This window comes from Micromonospora sp. WMMD961, from assembly GCF_029626145.1.
Lineage (GTDB): Bacteria > Actinomycetota > Actinomycetes > Mycobacteriales > Micromonosporaceae > Micromonospora.
Genome location: NZ_JARUBJ010000002.1, coordinates 5,614,405 through 5,636,569, shown reverse-complemented (window position 1 = coordinate 5,636,569; position 22,165 = coordinate 5,614,405). Strand labels below are relative to the sequence as shown.

The following is a 22,165-nucleotide window of genomic DNA, read 5'->3' as shown; positions in this document are numbered from 1 at the left end:
TCACGTCCAGCGGCGGCGGAACCGCCACATGATCGCGGCATTGACCACCAGCACCACCGCGCAGATCGCGCCGGTCAACCGACCGGCGAACACGGCTATCGCCGGCAGCGACGCCCACAGCACGATGGTCAACAACATCAGGTAACGGCCCCTACGGGCCCGGACCCGGTGGTCCAGCCGGTTGAAGAACGCCGGGTCGCTCTCGCGGAGCTGACGGGTGATCTGGTCGAACCTGCGCTGATCCTCTTTGCTGAGCATGGCGCTGCCTTCCCCTCACGCGTTCAGCGGTTCGGCGGCATACCCGCTGCGGTGGCGGCTCACGCTCGCCTGCTGCCGCTACTTTTCCTCCTCGCGAGGTGGGGTGGCGTCCGGAGCGGCGGCCGTCGCGAGGTCGCCTCATGTCCGGCTTACCTGAACCTTAAGTTTGTCTGTGGTCGTGAACGGCGCGGAAAGCGGCGCGTACGGCGGCGGAGTCCGATCCGTACCCGGCTGCCGCGCGTCTGCCCTGCTGAGAAGGTCTGCGTCGGTCCCCGGCCCGCCGGCGGTCGTGGACGTCGCACTGAGGGCTGTCTTAAGTGCCCTCACGAGGGTGTTCGACCCACCTTGAAGGGCCCTGAGGGCTTGGTTACCTTGCCGTAGCAACCCCCTCAGGCAACAGTCGCCGCACCTGCCGCACCTGCCCGGTCGCAGCTTCCGGCGCTCATCAGAAATCGGGATTGGTACATGGCCGACCAGAATGTGCCACCACGTCGACCGCGGGACGACCGCGGTTGGGACGGACGCCAGCACCACAACTCGGACGGTTACGGCGACCCCAACGCGTCCGCGCCCTACGGGTACGACTCGCCGCACCCCTACCAGGGCGGTTACCCCGCACAGGCCGACCCGCGTGAGCAGTACGGCGAGGGTTACGCGTACGCCGGACAACCCGCCCCCGCCCCACGCGGGCCGCAGTGGGTCGGCCCGGAAGGGCTCGGTCGCCCGGTTCCGGCCGGGTCCGGCACCGGACTACCCACTCTGGACGACGACGACGATTCGGGTCGCAAGGTCGGCCGACGTAAGGCGATGGTGGCCCTCGGCGGTACCGCCGCCGTCGTCGCCGGTGGCGCCGCGCTCGCCATGACCCCGCAGCTGCGCGGCATCTTCGGTGGCGAGGCTGCCGGTGACGCCACCGCCAGCACGGTGACCGACGGCACCGCCGCGCGACCCAGTGGCCAGCAGCCGAGCACGGTGCGTACCTACACCGAGCAGAACGAGAGCTACATGGGCTCCCGGGCCGGCGAGGCGCTGAAGAAGAACGCGCCGGCCGGCGGACGGACCCTCTCCGGCCCGGCCGCCGCCGCGGCGGCGACCGAGGTCACCGTGAAGACGGTGCTCGCCAAGGACCCGATCCTGCACCTGGCTCGGCGGGCCACCTTCGGGCCCACCCCCGAGGTGGTCGCCGACATCAAGAAGCAGGGCATCGACGCCTGGATCCGTACCCAGATGGAACCGGACAAGATCGCGCCGAGCAAGGCCGAGTTGAAGCTCGCCGAGCTGCCCACCCAGAAGCTCAGCGTGCAGCAGTTGCGGACCCAGCGGGACCAGCTCAACGAGCAGGGCGCCCAGCCGGAGCGGGAGATGGTCGACGCCACCATCGCCCGGCAGATCTGGTCGAAGCGCCAGTTGTTCGAGGTGATGGTCGACTTCTGGAACGACTTCCTGCACGTCGCCGCCGATTTCGACGGGGGCGAGGTCTACCGCAACTCGTTCGACCAGGACGTCGTGCGCAAGCACGCGCTGGGCAGCTACCCGGAGATGCTGATCGCCGCGAACAAGCACCCGGCGCTGCTGATCTACCTGAACCAGAAGGACTCCCGCAAGGACGCGATCAACGAGAACCTCGCCCGGGAGAACCTCGAGCTGTACTCGGTCGGCGTCGACGGCGGCTACAAGGAGCCGGACGTGCGGCAGGCCGCCATGTTGCAGACCGGCCGTGGCATCGACAAGGACGGCAAGTACGTCTTCAAGCCGGAGCAGCACTACGTCGGCAAGGTGAAGATCCTCGGCTTCAGCCACGCGAACAACTCGTCGGACCCGAAGAAGGCCGACGCGGCGATCGACGCGTACATCACCTACATCGCGTTGCACCCGTCGACCGCGAAGTACGTGGCGCAGAGCCTGGCGACCAGGTTCGTCTCGGACACCCCGCCGAAGTCCCTGGTGGACCGCCTGGCCAAGATCTACATCACCAACAACGGCCTGATCAAGCCGGTGCTGATGGCGATGTTCTGCTCCACCGAGTTCTGGGCCGGCGTGGGCCAGAAGGTGCGCCGCCCGATGGAGTACCTGGTCGCCACGTACCGCACCCTGGGCGTCTCGCCGGAAGCGTCGCCGAAGCACAACAACGGCGACAGCAAGCGCACCCCGTACGCGCGGGGCCTGCGGCAGATCCACGACAAGCTGCGCGAGCTGGGCCACTACCCGATGGGTCAGCCCACCCCGGACGGCTACCCGGATGTCTACGTCGCCTGGACGTCGGCCGGCACCATGGTCAACGGGTGGAACGAGGCGGGCGAGATCGTCGCCGGCTACCGCACCACCTTCACGTACACGGCACCGGAGAAGCTGGTCGCCAAGCCGCCGGCGACCGCCGGGGCGTACGTGGACGCGCTCTCGGCGCGCCTGGTGGGTCAGAAGCTGAGCACCCGGGAGAAGAACCTGATCCTCGGTGTGGCCGGAGTCGCGGCCACCGCCAAGGTCGACGCCACGTTCAACGGGGCCATCACCGCCGTCGCGCGGGCGATCCTCGCTTCCCCCCAGCACCACCTCCGGTGAGGCACCCGATGGAGAAGACTGTGTACAACTCTTTCCCCCTGCACCCCGAATGCCCCGACGTGCGGCGGCTGGCCGACAACCCGGCCGAGGCGTTGCTGCGCGCGGAGGCGGACATCGTCGCCGCCGAGAGCGCCGCAGAGCGCGACCGCTACCGCACTCTGGAGAACCTGGAGGAGGCCCAGCAGGACGGTCGTGGCGTCACCCGCCGCACCTTCGTCGCGGGTGCCGCGGCCACCGCCACCGCGCTGGCCACCGCCCAGTTCGTGACCACGTCGGCGTCGTTCGCGGCGACCAAGACCGGCACGCTGATCCACGTCTTCCTCTACGGCGGCCTGGACGGGCTGAGCCTGGTCGCGCCGAACAACGACGCCGTGCTCACCAAGGCCCGCCCCGACCTGCTGCTCGGCAACGACTCGCTGGCCCTGGACCGCGGTTTCAAGCTGACCAGCGCGTTCAAGCCGCTGGAGAAGTGGCTCACGGCCGGTCAGCTGGGCTTCATCCCGGGGACCTCGGACGAGCGGCTGTCGCGCAGCCACTTCCAGGCCGCGGACGCCTGCAACCTGGGTGGCCTGCCCAACGAGACCGGCGGCCGGGGCTGGCTGGACGGTCTGGTCGACCACCTGGGCAAGGGCACCGCGTTCCGCAGCGTCGGCATCGGCAGCACGCTGCCCCGCTCGCTGGTCGGCACCAACGGCGCGTTGTCGCTGAACAGCGTGGGATCGTTGCGGCTCAACGGCGACGAGCGGTACCGGGCGGCCACCGAGAAGGCCATCAAGGGGCTCTTCACCGGGATCAACCACCCGGTCGAGGAGGCCGTGCAGGAGGGCATGGGCGCGCTGGCCACCGCCCAGCAGTTGGCCGCCAAGCCGTACCAGCCTGCCGAGGGCGTCAAGTACGAGGGCGTCGGCAACGCGTTCAAGCAGCTCGCCCAGCTGATCAAGGGCGGCGCGAACGTCCGGGTCGCCACCGTCGGCATGGGTGGCTACGACACCCACGAGAACCAGGGCACCAGTGCCGGCGGCCAACTGCACCGCCGGTTGAACGAGCTGGCCAGCGCCATGGCGGCGTTCTTCACCGACCTCGGCCCGCAGGCCGCGGACGTGACGATCATGGTGTCCAGTGAGTTCGGTCGCCGGGTCGGCTCGAACACCGGCGGCACCGACCACGGGCACGGTGGGGTGGTCACGGTGCTCTCCGGCAAGAAGTTGGCCGGTTCCCTGCTCGGCACCTGGAACGGTCTGGACAAGCTGGACTCCGGTGACGTGCCGGAGTACAACAACATGTTCAACGTGTACGGCGCGGTGGCCCAGGGCCGGTTCGGGCTCACCAACGCGGAGGTCCAGAAGGTCTTCCCCCGCCAGAAGTACGCCCCGATGAAGCTGTACGCGTGACGTACCAGCACACCCACGCCGCCGGCCGTCGTACCGGGACCTCGTCCCGGCACGGCGGCCGGTCGGCGGTACCCGTACCCCCGCAGATCCCGGACCGGCGCGGACCCGGCGGCCGGCGGCTGCTGGCCGCGCTGCTCCTGGTCGGCCTGATCGCCAGCGTGCTGCCGTGGTGGCTGGGCACCCCCGCCGGTTCGTTGCGCAGCTCCGCCGCCACCGTCACGGCGGCCGGTCGGATCACCGGCCTGGTCGCCGGATACCTGCTGCTGGTGCAGGTGTTGATGATGAGCCGGCTGCCGGTGCTGGAACGGTGGATCGGCGGCGAGCAGATGGCCCGCTGGCACCGCGACGTCGGCGCGACGCTGCTGGTCGCCGTGCTGGCGCACATGTCGCTGATCCTCGTCGGCTACGCGGACCTGCGGAACCAGTCGATCCTCGCCGAGGTCGGCACGCTGCTCGGCGACTACGAGGACATGGTCTCGGCGTTCGTCGCCACCGGCATCATGATGCTGGTCGGCTTCAGCAGCGTCCGGGCGATCCGCCGGGCGTTGCCCTACGAGCTGTGGCACCTGCTGCACCGGTCCAGCTACCTGATCCTGCTGCTCGGTTTCGGGCACCAGTTCACCCACGGCGCGCAGCTCTACAAGCCCGGCCCGGTACGCACCGGCTGGATCGCGATGTACGTGCTGGTGGTCGCCGCCCTGCTCTGGGGGCGGGTGATCGTGCCGCTGGCGTTCAACCTGCGGTACAAGCTGCGGGTCGCCGACGTCGTCGCGGAGAGCCCGGACACCATCTCCGTCTACCTCACCGGCGACCGTCTCGGTCGGCTGACGATGCTCGGCGGCCAGTACTTCCGCTGGCGCTTCCTCACCCGGGGATGCTGGTGGCAGTCGCACCCGTTCTCCGTCTCCGCCGCCGCGAACGGTCGCTGGCTGCGGCTCACCGTCAAGGTGGTCGGCACGCACACCGCGGACCTGCGCGATCTGGAGCAGGGCACCCGGGTCTGGGCGCAGGGCCCGTCGGGCACCTTCACCGCAGCGCACCGGGTCCGGGAGCGGGCCCTGCTGATCGCCGGCGGGAGCGGCATCACGCCGATCCGCGCCATGTTGGAGGAGCTGCCCCCGGGTGCCGCCCTGATCTACCGGGCCCGTACCCCGGCCGACGTGCTGCTCAGCCGTGAGCTGGACTGGCTGGCCCAGGAACGGGACACCTCCGTCTGGTACGTCATCGGCTCCCGCGACGACCCCGGTCCCCGTCAGCTGATGAGCCCGGACGGGCTGCGTCAGCTGGTGCCCGACGTGGCCCGGCGCGACGTCTACCTGTGCGGGCCGCCCGGGCTGGTGGAACAGTCGGTGCGCGCGCTGCGCCGCGCCGGCGTGCCCCGACGGCAGATCCACCTGGCCACGTTCGAGCTGTAGGAAGGGCATCCCCATGCGTCGCGCGTTCCTCGCGATCACCGGTCTCGCCGCCAGCACCACCGCACTGGTGGTCTTCAAGGGCTCCCCGGCCACCAACCAGGTCGCCCAGAACCTGCCGACCGCCCAGCCGGTCGACCCCACCGGACAGGGCGTCGACCCGAGCGCCGACCCGAACGCGCCGGGCACCGACCCGACGGATGGCGCGACCCCGTCGAAGAGCGCCGACGCGCCGGTGTCGCCCAAGCCCGGCAAGACCACCGCCCGCCCGTCGGGCACCAAGGCCACCAAGGCCCCCAGCGCGCCGCGCACCACCAAGCCACCCCAGTCGACCAACCGCCGGGTCACCGGCGCCGGCTTCGACAACGAGTACGGGTACGTGCAGGTGCAGATCGTGGTCTCCGGCAGCCGGATCGTCGACGCCGTCGCGTTGTCGCTGCCCAGCGGGGGTGAATCCGACATCCACAGCGGCGACGTCAGCAGCGCGTACGACGGCACCGGCGGCGAGGTGGTGCGCAAACAGAACGCGAACCTCAACACCGTCTCCGGTGCCACCGAGACCAGCAACTCGTACAAGCAGTCGCTGCGCTCCGCGATCGAGCAGGCGTTCTGACGTGCGGGCCACGCTGACCCGACCGGGGTTGTGCCGGGTCGAGCAGATCATGGGTACGGCGATCACAGTGGATCTCGCCGACGACCTGCCCCCGGCGACCCTGCGTGAGCTGGCGGACGACGTCTTCGCCTGGTTGCGCGAGGTGGACGCCCGGTTCAGCACGTACAAGCCGGACAGCGAGGTGTGCCGCTTCGACCGGGGTGAGGTGCTGCTCTCCGAGGCGTCGGCGGACCTGCGGTTCGTGCTGGAGGCCTGCGCCGACCTGTGGGGCGACACCGACGGGTTCTTCGACGCGTACGCCACCGGGCGGCTCGACCCGTCCGGTTTCGTGAAGGGCTGGGCCGCCCAGGTCGCCTCGGATCGGCTCCTCGCCGCCGGAGCCGGCAACCACTGCGTCAACGCCGGAGGCGACGTGCGGGTGCGGGGCCTGTCCCCGTCCGGGGAGCCGTGGCGGATCGGTATCCGGCACCCGTGGGACGCGATGGCGACCTGCCTGGTGCTCACCGGGACCGACCTGGCCGTGGCCACCTCAGGTGTCTACGAGCGGGGGCGGCACGTGCTGGACCCGCGCCGTGGCGCGCCGGCCGGCGGGCTGCGCTCGGTCACCGTGGTCGGCACCGACCTGGGGGTGGCTGACGCGTACGCCACCGCCGCCCTGGCCATGGGGGCCGCCGGTCGCGGCTGGCTGGACCGCCGGGACGACCACGCCCACGCCGTCGTCACCGACGACGCCCGGCAGTACCACTCCGCCGGCCTGCCCGTGACCGACTAGCGGAGCGGGCGGTGGGTGCCGGCGGGGCGGGACCCGGTGGGGCGGGGACGGCCGGGGCGCGAGCCGGACGGTCGGGTGCCGGCCCAGCGGTGTCGTCGGTGGCCGCGCCGGGGCGGTTCGGTGCCGCCGGGATGGGACGCTCTGTCGTGCGTGGACATCTTTCCCCCGATCGTGGCGCGTTCGCGCCGTCCCCCTGTCAACGAGGACCGACGCCCCGGCGACGCTGTCGGGCACCGGATGGACCCGTCGGACGGCTCCTATCTCACATTCCTCGTCGGGGCAGCGGCAGGTGACCGGGTATCAGGTCGGGGGCGAGCGTCACCCCGGTGGCGCGCAGTGCCCCGATCAACGTGTTCTGCACGAGGTACGAGTCCGGAAGTCGCCAGCGGGCCTGCTCGGGGGCGACCGCCCAACGGACCGTGCCCTCGGGCAGCCGGGTGGGCGGCGCGGGAATCCACGAGCCCGGCCCGTGCCGGACCACGTGGAAGCAGTGCTCCAACTCCGGCCGGAGCGGGTCGCCGGGGCGGACCAGGAACATCCACCGCCCGGTGGGCGTGGCCAGCACCGGTCCGCGTACGCCGGTGCCGGCCGGGTGGATCTGCACCGCGTCGAGGACGAGCCGACCGAGGTGGGCGGGCACCTCCAACACGTCGAAGGCCCGGCCGGTGGGCAGCAGGACCCCGTGCGGGCGGTTCCGCCACCAGGTCGCGACCCGGGCCGGATCGGTGCTGGCGGCCAGCTCCCAGTTTTCCAGAGCGGGGTGGCAGCCCACCGTGGGACAGCCGGCCCGCCCGCAGACGAAGCGGCTGCGGGCCAGACAGGCACCCGGGGTGACCTGCCAGCCGTGTGCGGCGTACCGCGTCGCGACCCGGCGCAGCCGGACCCGTTCCAGCGGCGACAGTTCGGCGACGCGCGGTGCGACGTTCCCCCACATGTGTGCCATCTCCCCTCGTCGGGCCCGGCGTTCGCCAGGTCCTATGTCGAGCACCGTCACTGCCGTAACCCACGATCGTTGAGGTTGACGAACGGCTCGTGCAACTTGCACGAAAAGTACGAGGACTGGCTGTCCGGCTGACGTACATCCTGTGCGACCAGCGGAAACGTGAATGTGAATGAAGGCCGCCGCGCCCGTGTACATCGCTTCGGCTCGATCGGTCGTCGCGCAGGGGAGGATGGGGAGATGGACGAGCTACCCATTGGACGGCGGGTCGCCTACTGGCGCGGGCGACGCAAGATGTCGCAGCAGGTCTTCGCGGACCGGCTGGGCAAGTCGAAGAGCTGGGTGGACAAGGTCGAACGCGGCGTCCGCCGGTTGGACAAGTTCTCCGTCCTGTACGAGATCGCCGACATCCTCCAGGTGGACGTCCAACTCCTCATGGGCAAGGACCCGGAGCGGCGTACCGACGCGCTGAACTGCATCGACCAGGTCGAGGTGCAGGAGATCCGGGCGGCGTTGGAGCGCTACGACTCGATGAGCGCGTACTTCGACGCGGCGCCCTCCCCGCCACCGCTGGACGACATGCGCAAGGCCGTCAACCACGCCTGGCTCACCTACCAGTACGGCCGCTACGGGATGCTCACCCGGGCGCTACCCAAACTGCTGCGGGACGCCCAGGCGGCCGACGCCGCGTACGGCGGTGAGCGGGCCGTCGAGGCGGCACACCTGCTCGGGCAGGTCTACCAGATCGCCTCCTCTGTGCTGCGCAAGCTCGGCGAGTGCGAGCTCGCCTGGCTGGCCGCCGACCGGTCGATGGCGGTGGCCCAGCGGGCCGACGACCCGCTGCTGGCCGGGATCGCCACCACCCGGGTCTGCAACGCCCTGGTCGCGATGGGTCGGGCCCGGCCCGCGCTGGAGCTGAACGTCCAGATCGCCAACCGGCTGGCCCCGGGCGGCGGCAACGAGGTCTCCCCGGCCCGGCTCTCCGTCTACGGGATGCTGCTGCTCCAGGGTGCGATGGCCGCGTCGCGGATCGGCGACACGGCAAGCGTCGACGACCTGATCAACTGCGCGCAGGAGGCCGCCACCCTGCTCGGTGGCGACTACAACCACTACTGGACGTCCTTCGGTCCGACGAATGTCGAGCTGCACCGGGCTGCCGCCGCTGTCGAGTTGGGCGACGGTGGTCGGGCCGTGGAGGTGCACCAGCTGCGCATCGCGGAGCCCTCCTTCAACGCGTTGCTGCCCGAACGCCGCGCCCACCACCTGCTCGACATCGCCCGCGGGTACGCCCAGATCGGCGACGTGGCGAACGCCGGCGAGATGCTGCTGCTCGGCGATCGGCTCGCCCCGTCGGAGATCCGCTGCCGGCCGATCGCGCACGAGGTGATGTCGGACGTCCTGCGTCGCACACGTGGTGCGCCGCCTTCTCCGGTAGCGGAGTTGGCTGAGCACATGGGAGTAGGGGTATGAGCGCGGAGCCGGTGTGATGGCCGGTTCACCGCGTACCAGTGGGCACCGCGAGGTGCTCTATGTCATCGCCTGCGGCTCGCCGCTGGCACGGCACGTCGGCCTCCTGGTCGACCTCGCCCAACAGGATGGTTGGGACGTCTGCGTGGTCACCACGCCGGACGGCGCGAAGTTCGTCGACCGGTCGGCACTGGTTCGGCAGACCGGGCACCCGGTGCGGACGCACTACAAGAACCCCGGTGACCCGGATGTGCTGCCGCCCGCCGACGCCATGATCGTCTGCCCGGCCACCGTCAACACGGTCAACAAGTGGGCGGCCGGGATCACCGACACCCTCGCGCTCGGCCTGCTGGTCGAGGCGCAGGGCAAGGGCGTGCCGATCGTGGCCGTGCCGTACACCAACGTGGCGATGGCCGCCCACCCGGCGTTTCGGGCCGGGGTGGCCCGGCTGGCCGAGTGGGGTGTCACGGTGCTCTTCGGTGAGCACGTGGTCGCGTTGCACCCGCCGGGAACGGGCGAGCAGCACCTCTCCGCGTTCCCGTGGGCGAAGCCTCTGGCCGCGTTGCACACCGTCGCCGCGAACGCCGCCTAGGGTCTGACGGCGGGGCTTTGCCACGCCGCTTAGGGTCCGACGGCGGGGCTTTGCCACGCCGCCTAGGGTCTGACGGCGGGGCTTTGCCACGCCGCTTAGGGTCCGACGGCGGGGCTTTGCCACGCCGCCTGGGGGCTCGACGGCTGGGCTTCCGCTCGACCCGGCCGGGCGGGCGTCACCGCCCGACGGCCCCCGCGCCGGTAAGCTGGCCCGCCGTGAGCACAAGCGGATCCGCGCCGACGGTGGCCGAGGTGGTGGCCGAGCTGGAACGGCGTTTTCCGCCGGCCTGGGCCGAAGAGTGGGACCGGGTGGGCCTGGTGCTCGGCGAGCCGTCCGCGCCGGTGCGCCGGGTGCTCTGCGTCGTCGACGTGGTGCCCGAGACGGTCGCCGAGGCGCTGACCGCCGACGCGGACATGATCGTCTCGCATCATCCCCTGCTGCTGCGGGGCGTCTCGTCGGTCGCTCCGACGACCTTCAAGGGGCGGATCATCCACGATCTGATCCGAGCCGGGGTGGCGCTCTACGCGGCGCACACCAACGCCGACGTGGCCGCCCCCGGCGTCTCCGACGCCCTCGCCGCCCGGTTCGGGCTGACCGAACTGCGTCCGCTGCTGCGACCCGCGCCCGGATCGCCCGCCCACGGCGACGACCGGGGCTTCGGTCGGATCGGCGAACTGCCCCAGCCGATGACCCTCGCCGAGCTGACCCGGCACGCTGCCGCCGTGCTTCCCGTCACGTCCTGGGGAGTTCGCGCTGCGGGCGATCCCCAGCGTATGGTTCGTACCCTCGCCGTCAGCGGCGGGTCGGGGGACGGTTTCCTCGGCGCCGCGACCGCCGCCGGGGTGGACGCGTTCCTCACCGCCGACCTGCGGCACCACCCGGCCGGCGAGCACCTCGCCGCCGATGGTCCCGCCCTGATCGACGCCGCCCACTGGGCGACCGAACGACCGTGGCTGGACGACCTGGCCGCCCTCCTCCGGGAGGCGCTGGGCGTCGAGACGCTGGTGTCCGACCTGGATACCGACCCGTGGACAGTGCACGCCGCCGCACCCGTTGTGGACGACAAGGAGCCCGACCGTGAAGGCTGACCCTCAGGTGCAGCGCCGCCTGCTCGACCTCCAGGCGATCGACACCAACCTCGCCCAGCTCGCCCACCGTCGGCGGTCGCTGCCCGAGCGGGCCGAGCTGGAGGCGTTGGCCCGGGAGTTGTCGGCGTTGGAGGACGAGCGGGTTCGCGCCCAGGTGGCGGTCGACGACCTGGACCGGGACATCGCCCGGATGGAGAAGGACGTCGAGCAGGTCCGGGCCCGCAAGGAGAAGGACGAGAACCGGCTCGCCGCCGGCACCGGCCCGGCCCGCGAGTTGGAGGCGCTCCAGCACGAGCTGGTCTCCTTGAACCGCCGCCAGGGCGACCTGGAGGACGCCGAGCTGGAGCTGATGGAGCAGCGGGAGACCGCGCAGGGCGTCCTCGACGGGGTGGAGCAGCGGTTGGCCGACGCCCGCGACAAGCGGGCCGCGACCGAGCAGCGCCGCGACGAGGCGATGGCCGAGATCGCCAAGGAGGAGGAGTTCAAGCGGGGGGCCCGTCAGCCGCTCGCCGCCGACCTCCCGGGCGACCTGGTCAAGCTCTACGACAAGATCCGTGAGGACACCGGGCTGGGTGCCGCGCTGCTCACCGCGGGCCGCTGCGGCGGCTGCCGGTTGGAGCTCTCCGGTGCCGACCTGGCCCGGATCCGCGGGGCCGCTCCGGACGACGTGGTCCGCTGCGAGGACTGCCGACGGATCATGGTCCGCACCAACGAGTCGGGTCTGTAGGTCGTGGCGCCGCGCGTGGTCACCGTCGAGGCCGACGGTGGGTCCCGGGGCAATCCCGGCCCCGCCGGTTACGGCGCTGTGGTCCGTGACCCGGAGACCGGCGCGGTGCTGGCCGAGCGCTCCGAGTCGCTCGGCACGGCGACCAACAACGTCGCCGAGTACCAAGGGCTGATCGCCGGGCTGACCGCCGCCGCCGAGCTGGGTGCCGCCGAGGTGGACGTCCGGATGGACTCCAAGCTGGTGGTCGAGCAGATGTGCGGCCGGTGGCAGATCAAGCACCCCGGCCTGCGGCCCCTCGCCGCCCAGGCGGCCGGGCTGGTGGGCCGCTTCGCCGCGGTGCGGTTCACCTGGATCCCCCGCGACCAGAACCGGCACGCCGACGCCCTCGCCAACGCGGCCATGGACGCCGCCGCGGGTCGTCCCCCGGCCGGCGCGACCCCCGCCCGGGCGACGACGCCGGCGGCCCCCGGCGGCGCTGCGGCGACTGCGGTCACCGGCCAGCCCTCGGCGGCGACCGCGACCGGCAGCGACCCGGCGACCGCCCCGGCGTCCTGGGAACCCCGGCCGACCTTCACCGCCACCCGGCTGATCCTGGTCCGGCACGGCGAGACCGAGTACACCGAGCAGCGCCGCTACTCCGGTCGCGGCGACGTGCCACTGTCCGAGAAGGGCCGGGCCCAGGTCCGCGAGACCGCCACCCGGGTGGCCGCGCTGGCCCCGTCCGTCGCGGCCGTGCTCAGTTCACCGCTGTCCCGGTGTACGGCCACCGCGGCGGCGATCGCCGGGGCACTCGGTGACGTGCCGGTGCGCACCGAGGACGATCTGATCGAGTGCGACTTCGGTCAGTGGGAGGGGCGCACCTTCGCCGAGGTGCGCCAGCAGTGGCCGGGGGAGATGGACGCGTGGCTCGCCTCACCCCGGATCGCCCCGCCGGGAGGGGAGTCGTTCACCCACGTCGCCGAACGCGCCCACCGTGTCGTCGCCGGGCTGCTCACCGCGTACCCCGGGGAGACCGTGGTGATCGTCTCGCACGTCTCGCCGATCAAGCTGGTGCTGCGCGATGCCCTCGCCGCCGGCGACGGGTTCCTGCACCGGCTCTTCCTGGACGCGGCCGGGATCTCGGTGCTCGACATGTGGCCCGACGGCGGAGTGGCCGTCCGCACGGTCAACGACACCTCCCACCTCGCCGCTCTCTGAGCCGTTCACCCTTCGGCTGGTCGGTCGCGCCGTTCGGCGCAGCCGGCCAGCCGTTCGGCGCAGCACCCTCCGAACGGGTCGCGTGACGGCCGTCACAAAGTCGTAGCCTCCGGCCGTTACATCGAGAGCCTCGACTCCCCGGAGGTGTGTCAGATGGCTGCACCGGAACCGGAGGCGCCCACCACGGCGCCGACCAGGGCGAAGGACCACAGCCCCTGGAACTGGTTGCTCTTCATCCCCATCGTGGTGCCGCTGGTCCCGGCCTTCTTCAACGCCGACTCGCCTCGGATCTTCGGGTTCCCGCGTTTCTACTGGCTGCAACTGGCGTTCATCCTGCTCGGCGTCGGCACGACGACGCTGGTGTACCAGATGACCAAGAAGCGGGGTGACCGCTGATGTGGCGGGACCATCTCACCGAGATCATCGTCTTCACCCTGTTGTTCCTCCTGGTCAGCGCGATGGGTTTCGTGGCCGCCCGCTGGCGCGCCCCGAAGGACATGGCACACCTGGACGAGTGGGGCCTGGGCGGGCGCAGCTTCGGCGGCTGGATCACCTGGTTCCTGGTCGGCGGCGACCTCTACACCGCGTACACATTCGTGGCGGTGCCGGCACTGGTGTTCGGCGCGGGCGCGATGGGCTTCTTCGCGGTGCCGTACACCATCGTGATCTACCCGATGGTGTTCCTGGTGCTCTGCCGGCTCTGGTCGGTCTCGCACCGGCACGGCTTCGTCACCCCGGCGGATTTCGTCCGCAGTCGGTTCGACTCGCCGGTGCTGGCGCTGCTCGTCGCGATCACCGGCATCGTGGCCACCATGCCGTACATCGCGTTGCAGCTCGTCGGCATCGAGGCGGTGCTCAAGACGATGGGGGTGACCGGCGAGAGCGCGCTGGCCCGGCACCTGCCGATCATCATCGCGTTCGCCATCCTGGCGGCGTACACGTACCAGTCGGGGCTGCGCGCGCCCGCGCTGATCGCGTTCGTCAAGGACACCCTGATCTACGTGGTGATCCTGGTCGCGGTGATCTGGCTGCCGCAGAAGCTGGGCGGTTGGGGCAGCATCTTCGACGCCGCCGAGGCGAAGTTCCAGGCCACGGCGCAGAACCCGAACGACGGGATCCTGCTCAACGCCAACAACCAGCTCCAGTACGTCACCCTGGCGTTCGGCTCGGCGCTGGCGCTGTTCCTCTACCCGCACAGCATCACCGGTGTGCTGGCCAGCCGGAACCGGGATGTGATCAAGCGGAACATGTCGGCGCTGCCGGCGTACAGCCTGATCCTCGGATTGATCGCGCTGCTCGGCTACATGGCCATCGCGTCCGGGGTGAAGCCGCTGCCCGGCGCCAAGGAGGGCACTGTCGACAACAACACCGTCGTACCGGTGTTGTTCGACCAGCAGTTCCCGGACTGGTTCGCCGGCGTCGCGTACGCGGCGATCGGCATCGGCGCACTGGTGCCGGCAGCGATCATGTCGATCGCGGCGGCGAACCTGTTCACCCGCAACATCTACAAGGAGTACCTGAAGCGGGACGCCTCCCCGGCCCAGGAGGCCAACGTCTCGAAGATCACCTCCTTGGTGGTGAAGGTCGGCGCGGTGGCCTGCATCGTCTTCCTCGACCCGCAGTTCTCCATCGACCTCCAACTCATCGGCGGCGTGATCATCCTGCAGACGCTGCCGGCGGTGGCGCTGGGTCTCTACACCCGCTGGTTCCACCGCACCGGCCTGATCGTCGGCTGGGCGGTCGGCATGGGGTTGGGCATGTGGATGCTCTACCAGGTCGCCAGCCCGACCCGGAAGCACTTCGGTGGCTCCGCGTTCCCGCTGTCGGAGTTCGGCTTCGACACCACCAAGACGATCTACGTCGGCATCGTGGCGGTGGTGGTCAACCTGGCGGTCGCTGCCCTGGTGACGCTGGCGCTGCGAGCCGCGAAGGCGGACGAGGGAGTGGACGGCACCACGCCGGACGACTACTTCGCCGACGAGGGCGACCCCCGGATCACCCCCGGCACCGAGCGCGACGCCGACTCGGCCCGCGAACCGGTCGCCTGACCGCTGGTACGCCCGGGTGCCGACGTCGGTCGGTGCCCGGGCGTATCCGTGTCCACGGCCGTCGTCTGGGCGCCGTCGTCTGGGGGCCGCGTCGGCGGGGTGGTCGTCGTGGGGGTCGTTGTCGCGGGGCGGTGAGGTGGTTTCAGGTGCTATCGAGCTGATGCCGTAAACGAATCACGCGACCTCCGACATCGGCAGCGAGGGTTGCCCCGTCAGCGAGGGCTGCCGGGCCGGGCCAGACCGGCGACCGAGCGCGCCTTGGCTGCCAAGATCGTGCCCGATCCTTGTCGTAGTGGTGTCGGACCACGCAGCAGGCCACTACAACCAGGATCTTGGGCGATCGTGGCGACTGTGACGATCACCGTGGACGCCGGCGGCGGTCAGGCGGTGGAAGAGCGTGTGGTGTGGCCGGGTGGAGCGATGGGCCACCACGACACCGCCGCGCGTGGTCAGCGGCGGCGGTTGCGGCGCACCAGGGCCTGGTTGAGGCGGCCCAGAAGGGTGGCCAGCGTGGCCCGGTCCTCGTCGCTCCAGTCGGCCAGCATGTCGCCGTAGAGCCGGGTGCGCGCGGTCTGCACGGCGGCCATCCGCTGCAGGCCGGCCGCGGTGGGGGAGATGACCGTGCCACGGCCGTCCGTCGGGTCGGGGGCGCGGACGATGAGGCCGTCGCGTTGCAGGGCGGACACCTGCCGAGTCACGGTCGAGCCGTCCAGGTTGAGTTGGGCGGCGAGCGCGGAGACGTTCTGCGGGCCGGCGTTGTCCAGGTGCCGCAGGATCACGTACGCGGCCCGGTCGAGCACCCGGTGCTCGGCGGTGCCGGTGGCCCGCCGGGTCGCCTCGCCGAAGCGCATCAACAGGGCCACCTCGGTCTCGATCCGGCCGAGGGTGATCTCGTGGTCGTCGCTCATAGCTGTATGATACAGAATAAGTACCTGTACTATACAGTTATCTAAGGAGTCGGAGTGGATCGGCGTTCCGAACCGAACCGCAGTGCCATCTACGCCACCACCCTGGTGGCTTTCCTCGCCATCGCCGGCATCGCCGTCGTCGACCCGATCCTGCCCGCCATCGGCGAGGCGATCGGGGTCACCGCCTGGCAGGTCGAGTTGCTGTTCACCGCGTACATCGCGGTCATGGCCCTGGGCATGATCCCGGCGACGCTGGCCAGCGGCCGGTTCGGCTTCAAGCCGGTGCTGATCACCGGCGTCTCCGTGGTCGGCCTGGCCGCGATCCTCGCCTCGTTCAGCGACAACATCGTGCAGCTGTCGGTGCTGCGCGGCGTCTGGGGCCTGGGCAACGCGATGTTCTTCGCCACCGCAATGGTGGTGCTGGTCAACCTGGCCGTCGACCGGGAATGGGTGGTCGGCCTCTTCGAGACCGCCCTCGGGCTCGGCTTCGCCGTCGGCCCGCTGATCGGCGGCCTGCTCGGCGAGATCAGCTGGCGGCTGCCGTTCTTCGTCTGCGGCGTCTTCATGGTCCTCGCCCTCGGCGTGGCCTCCCGCAAGCTCCGCGAGCCCACCAACCGGCAACAGCCGGTACGCGTCGGCCAGATCTTCGCCACCTACCGCCGGCCGGCGTTCATCGCCCTCTGCGTGGTCACCGCCGCGTACAACTTCGTGTTCTTCGTGGTGCTCGGCTACACGCCGCTCTTCCTCGGCCTGGACATCATCCCGCTGGGGCTCGCGTTCACCGGCTGGGGTCTCGGCCTGGCCACCGGCATCCTGGTCATCGGTCACCGCCTGGCCCACCGCATCGGCGCGGTGCAGACCGTCGGCGTGGCCATCGCCGGGCTGCTGGTCTGCATGGTCCTCTTCGCCACCTCCACCAGCACCGCCGAGTCGCTCGTCGTGCTCGTGCTCGCCGGCCTCTGCATGGGGTTGGCCAACGCCAACCTCACCGACCTGGCCCTCGGCCTCGGGTCCACCGACCGGCGCGTCGCCACCGGCGCGTTCAACCTGGTCCGCTGGGGTGCCGCCGCGCCGGCCCCGATCATCTCCGGCAAGCTCGCCGAACACTCACTGGCCCTGCCGTTCTGGGTGGGCTTCGGGGTGCTCGCCGCCGGTGTCCTCGTCTACCTGGCCTTTGCGCACGTGATGGCCGCCGGTTACGGCGAACGGGTCCTCTGGTCCCGCTGGAACCGCGCCGCCGCCAGCACCGAGAAGGCCGCCGAAGAGCCGGTGGGCGAGGCGTACTGACGCTTGGGCTCGTCCCGCGGGTGCCCGCAAGATCCGCGCACTTTCGGGGATGGTGCTGCCTCCGGGCTTGCTGAGGCAGCACTTTCCCGGAAGTTGCGCGGATCTTGGCGTTGACGCCGGCGCGGGCGCCCTCAGTTCAGGGCGCGGTAGAGCAGGTAGAGGCCGATCGTCGTACCGAACACCACGATCACCGACTTGAGTAGCACCGGCGGCAGCCGACGGACCAGACGCGCGCCCGCGTACCCCCCGATGAGGGTGGCGGGCGCGACCACCGCGACCGCCGCCCAGTTCAGCGGGCCGAACAGGGCGAACACCACGAGCGTGGTCAACCCCACCACCGCGGACAGCAGATTCTTGATCGCGCTCACCCGCGCCAGGGTCGCGTCGAGCACCAGGGCCAGCCCGGCGACCAGCATCACCCCGAGCGCCGCGCCGAAGTACCCGCCGTACACCCCACCGAGCGCGACCATCGTCTGCACCGCGACCGTCCGCTGGCGTGGCGACAGGTCCCGGGGGTGACCGACCAGCCGGCGCAGCGGATCCTGGAACGCCAGGACCGCTGTCGCGGCGAGGACCAGAAAGGGTACGACCACCTCGAACGCGCGGGCTGGCGTGGCCAGCAGCAGCAACGCCCCGAGGATCGTGCCGACGATCGTGGTCGGCACCAGCGTGGCCAGGGCGCGGGGGCGCGGCAGGTCCAGCCGGCTGCCCGCCACGCTGGCCACGTACCCGGGGAACACGGCGACCGAGTTGCTGACGTTCGCCGGCACCGGGGGCAACCCGACCGCGATCATCGCCGGGAAAGTGATCAACGATCCACCACCGGCCACCGCGTTGACAGTGCCAGCGGCGAGACCGGCGGCGAGCAGCAGCGCGGCGTGGGAGAGATCCATAGCCCCACGAGGCTAGCCGTCGCCTTGCGAGGCAGCTCCGCCGGACCGCCCGTGAGCTGCGCGATCTTGCTCAGGCGGGGCGGCAATACCGGCAGCACGCTCGTCGTTAGGATGAGAGCGCGACGGACGAGTCGACCGGGCGGTCGCGTCGGCGGGCTCCGGCCCGCCGCCGAGGAACGTCCGGACTCCACAGGGCAGGGTGGTTGTTAACGGCAACCCGGGGCGACCCGCGGGACAGTGCCACAGAAAACAGACCGCCGACCCCAACGGGGACGGTAAGGGTGAAACGGTGGGGTAAGAGCCCACCAGCACCCCGGGTGACCGGGGTGGCTCGGTAAACCCCACCCGGAGCAAGGCCAAGCAAGGGCCGTCACCGCAAGATGACGACCCGGCGCAGACGCTTGAGGGCTGCCCGCCCGATGTCTGCGGGTAGGCCGCTAGAGCCTGCCGGCAACGGCAGGCCGAGATGGATGGCCGCCGCCGGCGCAACCCCCTCGGGGTACGCGTCGCGCACAGAATCCGGCGTACAGGTCGACTCGTCCGTCGCCCACCAGCTCAGAGCTTTGATCAAGGCTCTGACCTAGTTCTATGTCCGGGCGTCGATGGTCGTCGTTGGTCAACTTTGGCCGGCGTTTGACGCCCTGACGACGCCCTGACGCCTTGGAGACGCCCTGAGCGCCGGCTCAGTTGACCTCGATCTCGGGTCGGGCTGGCTGGACGGCGGTGGGCCGCTGAGGGCCTGCCTCGGTGGTTTCGGCGTGGAGACGGCCGCGGTGGGGGAGGGACGGGGCACGTCCTGGCGGTGGAGCTGGTGCCGCGACCCGGTGATCCGGCGGCAAGCCAGTCCCGGGGTTGGACGGGCGCGGCAGCCGGAAGCCCTGGCCTCGACGAACGCCACCCGCGTCGGCTTCGTACCCCGGCGCTACGATCGCCCGATGCTGACTGGCGTGCTTCTGGATGCCCTACTTGAGTGTCTGGTGTTCCTGGAGCTGAGCGATGACGATGTGGTCGATCCGGATGAGGCGGCGTCGGTCCAACATCGAGTGGCCGGCATCCTCGATGCTCTGGGCCCGGACGAGTGTGAGGTGCTTACCAGACTTGTGCGGGAGCGGGCGATCCAGGCGACCGGTGCCGTGCGTGAGCTCCTGGATGAGCTGCCGGAGAGCTTCGGCCTCCTTGACGAGGACTGAGGGCCCTAGCAGCAGTTCTACGCTCCAACCGCCTCGACGATTCTGGCGGCTTGTAGGGCGTGTCCCGGCGGCTGTCGGTGGCTCACCGCCCCGGCGCCGTAGGCGGCCGGGGCGGCTTGCCGCCGGCCGGGCTTGATCCAAAACAGAGAATTCGGCCCGAAAGGCTGCGGTTCGATCTAGCGCATGAACTTGGCCACCTCCGTATTCATCGCGACGTACGAACGAACAGGAATCGTCAGTACGAGCTGGATGCCAAGACATTCGCCAGCACCTTCTTGATGCCTGCGGACGGACTTATCCCTCAGCTTGTGGGAAGTCCTTCCCTGCCTGACGTCATGGAACTGAAGGCATATTGGAAGGTGTCGGCTACCGCCATGGTCCGCCGGCTGCATCAGCTCAAGCGCATGAGCTGGGCCAGCAGCACGGCTGAGCTGTCCGGGCGGTCCACCGCAGTCCAGCGTTGCTCGTGCTCATCGTCACTCAGTTGGTCACCCAGCTAGGGTGTCAGACGTTGAAGCGGAACATCACGGTGGCCGTGGTCGACATCCGGTACGCAGATCCGATGGAGTGGCGGATCGCGATGGCGAAGAGAGCCGACGCCTAGGGGCGGAAAGACGTCATCCGCATCGGCTTCTGGTATTCCAGTTCTGTTGCTCGGCATGGGGGTCCTGGTGTTGGCGGTGCTGTTCGACGACGACCTGGAGTGGTGGATCCAGGGCAGGGTGCTGTCGCACGTCATGAGGCTGGTCCCCGCCGACGTGGCCGCAGTCGATGAGTTCGACGAGTGGCTCAGCCCCGGCCGGGCAATGGGATATCTGGACATCCGGAAGATCGAAGATCCGGAGGCTGCCAAGCGGCTCGTGCGTGCGCTGTCCGTGGGTGCCCGCAGGGCCTTGCAGAAGACGCAGGAGCAGGAGCCGACAGACGAGAAGATGGTCGAGTTCTACCGGGGCCTCTGCCGCACGGTGGACATGGCGGTTCGGCTTCCTCGTTTCTCGTGACGTGTCGTCCCGCCCTGGAGGCGTACATCGCTGGTTCGAGCCATCCGTGTCTGCCGTCGACCCGCCCTCGTGGGGAGCGGGCGGTGGTCTGCTCGGCTTGCCCGGGTCGGTGGCGGGCGGGATGGCCCGCGTAACCACCCACGGACCGCGACCCGCCGACGATCCCCACGCCATCTTGGAGCCGGAGCGCCCCCGCCGGAGGCGCAGTGACCGCAATCCCGCCACCGCCGCCAGGTCAGCCGCTTCTGCGCCGCTCTCAGGCCCGGCACGGTCTCTGATCCGGCGACTGCCACCAGCTTGCGCTGCGCAGCCTCGCCCGACGCTGGCTCGCCCTTCAGGCCGAGATCGATGACCTCGACAGCCACCTGGTCGCCCTCGTCACCGCCGCCGCCCCGGATCTGGTCGCGCTGCCTGGTTTAGGCGTCGACACCGCTGGGCAACTCCTCGTCACCGCTGGCGACAACCCCCACCGCTTGCACTCCGAAGCGGCTTTCGCCCGGCTCTGTGGCGTCGCCGCCATCCCGGCCAGCTCCGGACGCACCGACCGCCACCGCCTGCACCGTGGCGGCGACCGCGACGCCAACCGCGCCCTCTGGGGCATCACCCTCGTCCGCATGCGCTGCCACCAACCCACCAAGGACTACGTCACCCGCCGCACCGTAAAAGGCAAGACCATGACCGAGATCATGCGCTGCCTGAAGCGCAACATCGCCCGAGACGCCTACCGGCTGCTCACGAACTCCGGATAGCCAACATCGGTCTCGACACCACTAGCCAGATCAGGCACGCTGCACCGGTGGCGATCGACACCACCGGCACATTCTGGCGCGGCGACAACTTCACCGACCTCGCCGACTACCTCCGCGAGTACCAGCCCGGCGGCTACCCAGTGGCTCGGGTTAGGGAGATGATCTGCCAACGGTGCGGCGACAAGAGCTTCGCGGTCCTCGCCGATGACGAGAACGGGTGCGCACAGACACGGTGTCTGACATGCGGTGACCACGCCTTGATCGCGGACAGCGCCGACTACTGGCAAGACGCCGACCCTGAGGAATGCGCCTGCCCATGCGGCGGCGAAGCCTTCCAGGTCGCCGTCGGGTTCGCCCTGCGCACCGACGGTGAAGTCCGGTGGGTCAGCGTCGGACTCCGCTGCACCGAGGATGGCACCCTTGGCGTCTACACCGACTGGAAGATCGACTACTCCCCGACCGGCCACCTGCTGATCGACGCGGCATGACCCGCGGCCTACCCGCTCTCTTGACAGAAATTGGAGCTGGGAACGATCAGGCATTGCCTCCTTCACTGCAACGGTGCCGCCCCGCAGGTATCCGTTGACACTGGCCCTGGTGGAAGGGCCGGAGGACAAGCGCGTGGCGGCGGCGAAGTTGACGATCCACGACCAGCCCGTAGCGGCCTGGGAAATGGCGCTACGACCCGGTCAGGACCCCGGCACCCTTCGCGACGGTGAGGTGTTCACTGTCGGCGTCGATGTGGCCACCATCGCCTTGTTCGACACGGTGGCGCTTGAGGCAATGGCCCGACGGACAGAGGAAGACCCGTCCTACTACGTGGACCAGGCGGACCGACCGGTCGAGCTGCATGACCGCGCCTCCGGCGCCAACCTCATCGCGTTCAACACCGGCTGGGGCGACGGCGGCTATCCGGTCTGGATCGGTCGTACGACTACCGGCGCTGTCGCCTGCTTCCTTGTCGACATGGCCATGCTGGCATCGCCGCCAACGTCCGCCAGCAGTTCCCCATCCTGACCGAGGACAGCCCGTGAGTCCTCGATCCTGACGGAGCTACAAGACGACAAGATCGA

Annotated in this window: 22 protein-coding genes and 1 other RNA gene; 19 read left to right on the top strand and 4 right to left on the bottom strand. The window is 70.3% G+C overall.

Annotation, left to right across the window (positions count from 1 at the left end):
- Positions 1 to 258 carry a DUF3040 domain-containing protein gene (locus O7614_RS25405; protein ID WP_278140953.1) on the bottom strand — a complete coding sequence of 86 codons (258 nt, stop codon included), beginning with the start codon at positions 256 to 258 and terminating at the stop codon, positions 1 to 3.
- 465 nt (positions 259 to 723) lie between these two features.
- Here O7614_RS25405 and O7614_RS25400 point away from each other — a divergent pair, with 465 nt between their 5' ends.
- From O7614_RS25400 to O7614_RS25380, 5 genes are read left to right on the top strand one after another with little or no spacing between them, the layout of a single operon-like run.
- Entirely contained in the window at positions 724 to 2,817 is a 2,094-nt protein-coding gene (locus O7614_RS25400) for a DUF1800 domain-containing protein (RefSeq protein ID WP_278140952.1), read from the top strand.
- 8 nt (positions 2,818 to 2,825) lie between these two features.
- A complete protein-coding gene (locus tag O7614_RS25395; RefSeq protein WP_278140951.1) occupies positions 2,826 to 4,208 on the top strand; it encodes a DUF1501 domain-containing protein in 1,383 nt (460 codons plus the stop codon).
- A complete protein-coding gene (locus tag O7614_RS25390; RefSeq protein WP_278140950.1) occupies positions 4,205 to 5,623 on the top strand; it encodes a ferredoxin reductase family protein in 1,419 nt (472 codons plus the stop codon). Before O7614_RS25395 ends, O7614_RS25390 begins: the two co-directional genes overlap by 4 nt.
- Positions 5,624 to 5,636: 13 nt before the next feature.
- Complete coding sequence (locus O7614_RS25385) at positions 5,637 to 6,233, top strand: FMN-binding protein (RefSeq protein ID WP_278140949.1); 597 nt, start codon at positions 5,637 to 5,639, stop codon at positions 6,231 to 6,233.
- 49 nt (positions 6,234 to 6,282) lie between these two features.
- Positions 6,283 to 7,005, top strand: coding sequence for an FAD:protein FMN transferase (locus tag O7614_RS25380; RefSeq protein WP_278142379.1), 723 nt, complete (start codon positions 6,283 to 6,285; stop codon positions 7,003 to 7,005).
- A 262-nt stretch (positions 7,006 to 7,267) separates the two neighbouring features.
- Here O7614_RS25380 and O7614_RS25375 read toward each other — a convergent pair whose 3' ends face one another.
- Positions 7,268 to 7,939 carry a bifunctional DNA primase/polymerase gene (locus O7614_RS25375; protein WP_278142378.1) on the bottom strand — a complete coding sequence of 224 codons (672 nt, stop codon included), beginning with the start codon at positions 7,937 to 7,939 and terminating at the stop codon, positions 7,268 to 7,270.
- Positions 7,940 to 8,185: 246 nt separating this feature from the next.
- On the opposite strand from O7614_RS25375, the gene O7614_RS25370 reads away from it, so the two are divergent.
- The 7 genes from O7614_RS25370 (at position 8,186) to O7614_RS25340 (ending at position 15,064) form a co-directional block, all read left to right on the top strand.
- Positions 8,186 to 9,415, top strand: coding sequence for a helix-turn-helix domain-containing protein (locus O7614_RS25370; protein WP_278140948.1), 1,230 nt, complete (start codon positions 8,186 to 8,188; stop codon positions 9,413 to 9,415).
- A 16-nt stretch (positions 9,416 to 9,431) separates the two neighbouring features.
- Positions 9,432 to 10,004, top strand: a complete 573-nt coding sequence (locus O7614_RS25365; protein WP_278140947.1) for a flavoprotein — start codon at positions 9,432 to 9,434, stop codon at positions 10,002 to 10,004.
- A 215-nt stretch (positions 10,005 to 10,219) separates the two neighbouring features.
- Positions 10,220 to 11,092: a Nif3-like dinuclear metal center hexameric protein gene (locus O7614_RS25360; RefSeq protein WP_278140946.1), complete on the top strand. Its 873-nt coding sequence runs from the start codon at positions 10,220 to 10,222 to the stop codon at positions 11,090 to 11,092.
- Positions 11,082 to 11,819 carry a C4-type zinc ribbon domain-containing protein gene (locus tag O7614_RS25355; protein WP_278140945.1) on the top strand — a complete coding sequence of 246 codons (738 nt, stop codon included), beginning with the start codon at positions 11,082 to 11,084 and terminating at the stop codon, positions 11,817 to 11,819. The genes O7614_RS25360 and O7614_RS25355 overlap by 11 nt, the downstream gene beginning before the upstream one ends.
- A 3-nt stretch (positions 11,820 to 11,822) precedes the next feature.
- Complete coding sequence (locus O7614_RS25350; RefSeq protein WP_278140944.1) at positions 11,823 to 13,016, top strand: bifunctional RNase H/acid phosphatase; 1,194 nt, start codon at positions 11,823 to 11,825, stop codon at positions 13,014 to 13,016.
- 153 nt (positions 13,017 to 13,169) lie between these two features.
- Positions 13,170 to 13,412 (top strand): DUF3311 domain-containing protein, encoded by a 243-nt coding sequence (locus tag O7614_RS25345; RefSeq protein WP_278140943.1) that lies wholly within the window; start codon positions 13,170 to 13,172, stop codon positions 13,410 to 13,412.
- Entirely contained in the window at positions 13,412 to 15,064 is a 1,653-nt protein-coding gene (locus tag O7614_RS25340) for a sodium:solute symporter (protein WP_278140942.1), read from the top strand. The genes O7614_RS25345 and O7614_RS25340 overlap by 1 nt, the downstream gene beginning before the upstream one ends.
- A gap of 449 nt (positions 15,065 to 15,513) precedes the next feature.
- Here O7614_RS25340 and O7614_RS25335 read toward each other — a convergent pair whose 3' ends face one another.
- A complete protein-coding gene (locus O7614_RS25335; RefSeq protein WP_278140941.1) occupies positions 15,514 to 15,972 on the bottom strand; it encodes a MarR family transcriptional regulator in 459 nt (152 codons plus the stop codon).
- A 54-nt stretch (positions 15,973 to 16,026) separates the two neighbouring features.
- Here O7614_RS25335 and O7614_RS25330 point away from each other — a divergent pair, with 54 nt between their 5' ends.
- Complete coding sequence (locus tag O7614_RS25330; RefSeq protein WP_278140940.1) at positions 16,027 to 17,259, top strand: MFS transporter; 1,233 nt, start codon at positions 16,027 to 16,029, stop codon at positions 17,257 to 17,259.
- 131 nt (positions 17,260 to 17,390) lie between these two features.
- Here O7614_RS25330 and O7614_RS25325 read toward each other — a convergent pair whose 3' ends face one another.
- Positions 17,391 to 18,152, bottom strand: a complete 762-nt coding sequence (locus tag O7614_RS25325; protein ID WP_278140939.1) for a sulfite exporter TauE/SafE family protein — start codon at positions 18,150 to 18,152, stop codon at positions 17,391 to 17,393.
- Positions 18,153 to 18,279: 127 nt separating this feature from the next.
- Here O7614_RS25325 and rnpB point away from each other — a divergent pair.
- The 6 genes from rnpB to O7614_RS25295 all read left to right on the top strand — a co-directional run bounded on the left by rnpB (position 18,280) and on the right by O7614_RS25295 (position 22,109).
- Positions 18,280 to 18,695, top strand: an RNA gene (gene rnpB / locus O7614_RS25320) — RNase P RNA component class A.
- 392 nt (positions 18,696 to 19,087) lie between these two features.
- On the top strand, positions 19,088 to 19,342 hold the full coding sequence (locus O7614_RS25315; protein WP_278140938.1) for a hypothetical protein: 255 nt from the start codon (positions 19,088 to 19,090) through the stop codon (positions 19,340 to 19,342).
- A 680-nt stretch (positions 19,343 to 20,022) separates the two neighbouring features.
- Positions 20,023 to 20,343 (top strand): hypothetical protein, encoded by a 321-nt coding sequence (locus tag O7614_RS25310; protein ID WP_278140937.1) that lies wholly within the window; start codon positions 20,023 to 20,025, stop codon positions 20,341 to 20,343.
- A 302-nt stretch (positions 20,344 to 20,645) separates the two neighbouring features.
- Positions 20,646 to 21,092: a transposase gene (locus O7614_RS25305; RefSeq protein ID WP_347404408.1), complete on the top strand. Its 447-nt coding sequence runs from the start codon at positions 20,646 to 20,648 to the stop codon at positions 21,090 to 21,092.
- A 47-nt stretch (positions 21,093 to 21,139) separates the two neighbouring features.
- Positions 21,140 to 21,580, top strand: coding sequence for a hypothetical protein (locus tag O7614_RS25300; RefSeq protein ID WP_278140936.1), 441 nt, complete (start codon positions 21,140 to 21,142; stop codon positions 21,578 to 21,580).
- Between the two features lie 52 nt (positions 21,581 to 21,632).
- Positions 21,633 to 22,109: a DUF4241 domain-containing protein gene (locus O7614_RS25295; RefSeq protein ID WP_278142376.1), complete on the top strand. Its 477-nt coding sequence runs from the start codon at positions 21,633 to 21,635 to the stop codon at positions 22,107 to 22,109.
- The last annotated feature ends 56 nt before the right edge of the window (positions 22,110 to 22,165 follow it).

Bases quoted from the DNA above. Each gene is read 5' to 3' on its own strand.
- O7614_RS25405 (WP_278140953.1), bottom strand. From the start codon at position 258: ATGCTCAGCAAAGAGGATCAGCGCAGGTTCGACCAGATCACCCGTCAG.
- O7614_RS25400 (WP_278140952.1), top strand. From the start codon at position 724: ATGGCCGACCAGAATGTGCCACCACGTCGACCGCGGGACGACCGCGGT.
- O7614_RS25395 (WP_278140951.1), top strand. From the start codon at position 2,826: ATGGAGAAGACTGTGTACAACTCTTTCCCCCTGCACCCCGAATGCCCC.
- O7614_RS25385 (WP_278140949.1), top strand. From the start codon at position 5,637: ATGCGTCGCGCGTTCCTCGCGATCACCGGTCTCGCCGCCAGCACCACC.
- O7614_RS25380 (WP_278142379.1), top strand. From the start codon at position 6,283: ATGGGTACGGCGATCACAGTGGATCTCGCCGACGACCTGCCCCCGGCG.
- O7614_RS25375 (WP_278142378.1), bottom strand. From the start codon at position 7,939: ATGTGGGGGAACGTCGCACCGCGCGTCGCCGAACTGTCGCCGCTGGAA.
- O7614_RS25370 (WP_278140948.1), top strand. From the start codon at position 8,186: ATGGACGAGCTACCCATTGGACGGCGGGTCGCCTACTGGCGCGGGCGA.
- O7614_RS25365 (WP_278140947.1), top strand. From the start codon at position 9,432: ATGGCCGGTTCACCGCGTACCAGTGGGCACCGCGAGGTGCTCTATGTC.
- O7614_RS25345 (WP_278140943.1), top strand. From the start codon at position 13,170: ATGGCTGCACCGGAACCGGAGGCGCCCACCACGGCGCCGACCAGGGCG.
- O7614_RS25340 (WP_278140942.1), top strand. From the start codon at position 13,412: ATGTGGCGGGACCATCTCACCGAGATCATCGTCTTCACCCTGTTGTTC.
- O7614_RS25335 (WP_278140941.1), bottom strand. From the start codon at position 15,972: ATGAGCGACGACCACGAGATCACCCTCGGCCGGATCGAGACCGAGGTG.
- O7614_RS25325 (WP_278140939.1), bottom strand. From the start codon at position 18,152: ATGGATCTCTCCCACGCCGCGCTGCTGCTCGCCGCCGGTCTCGCCGCT.
- O7614_RS25315 (WP_278140938.1), top strand. From the start codon at position 19,088: ATGCTGACTGGCGTGCTTCTGGATGCCCTACTTGAGTGTCTGGTGTTC.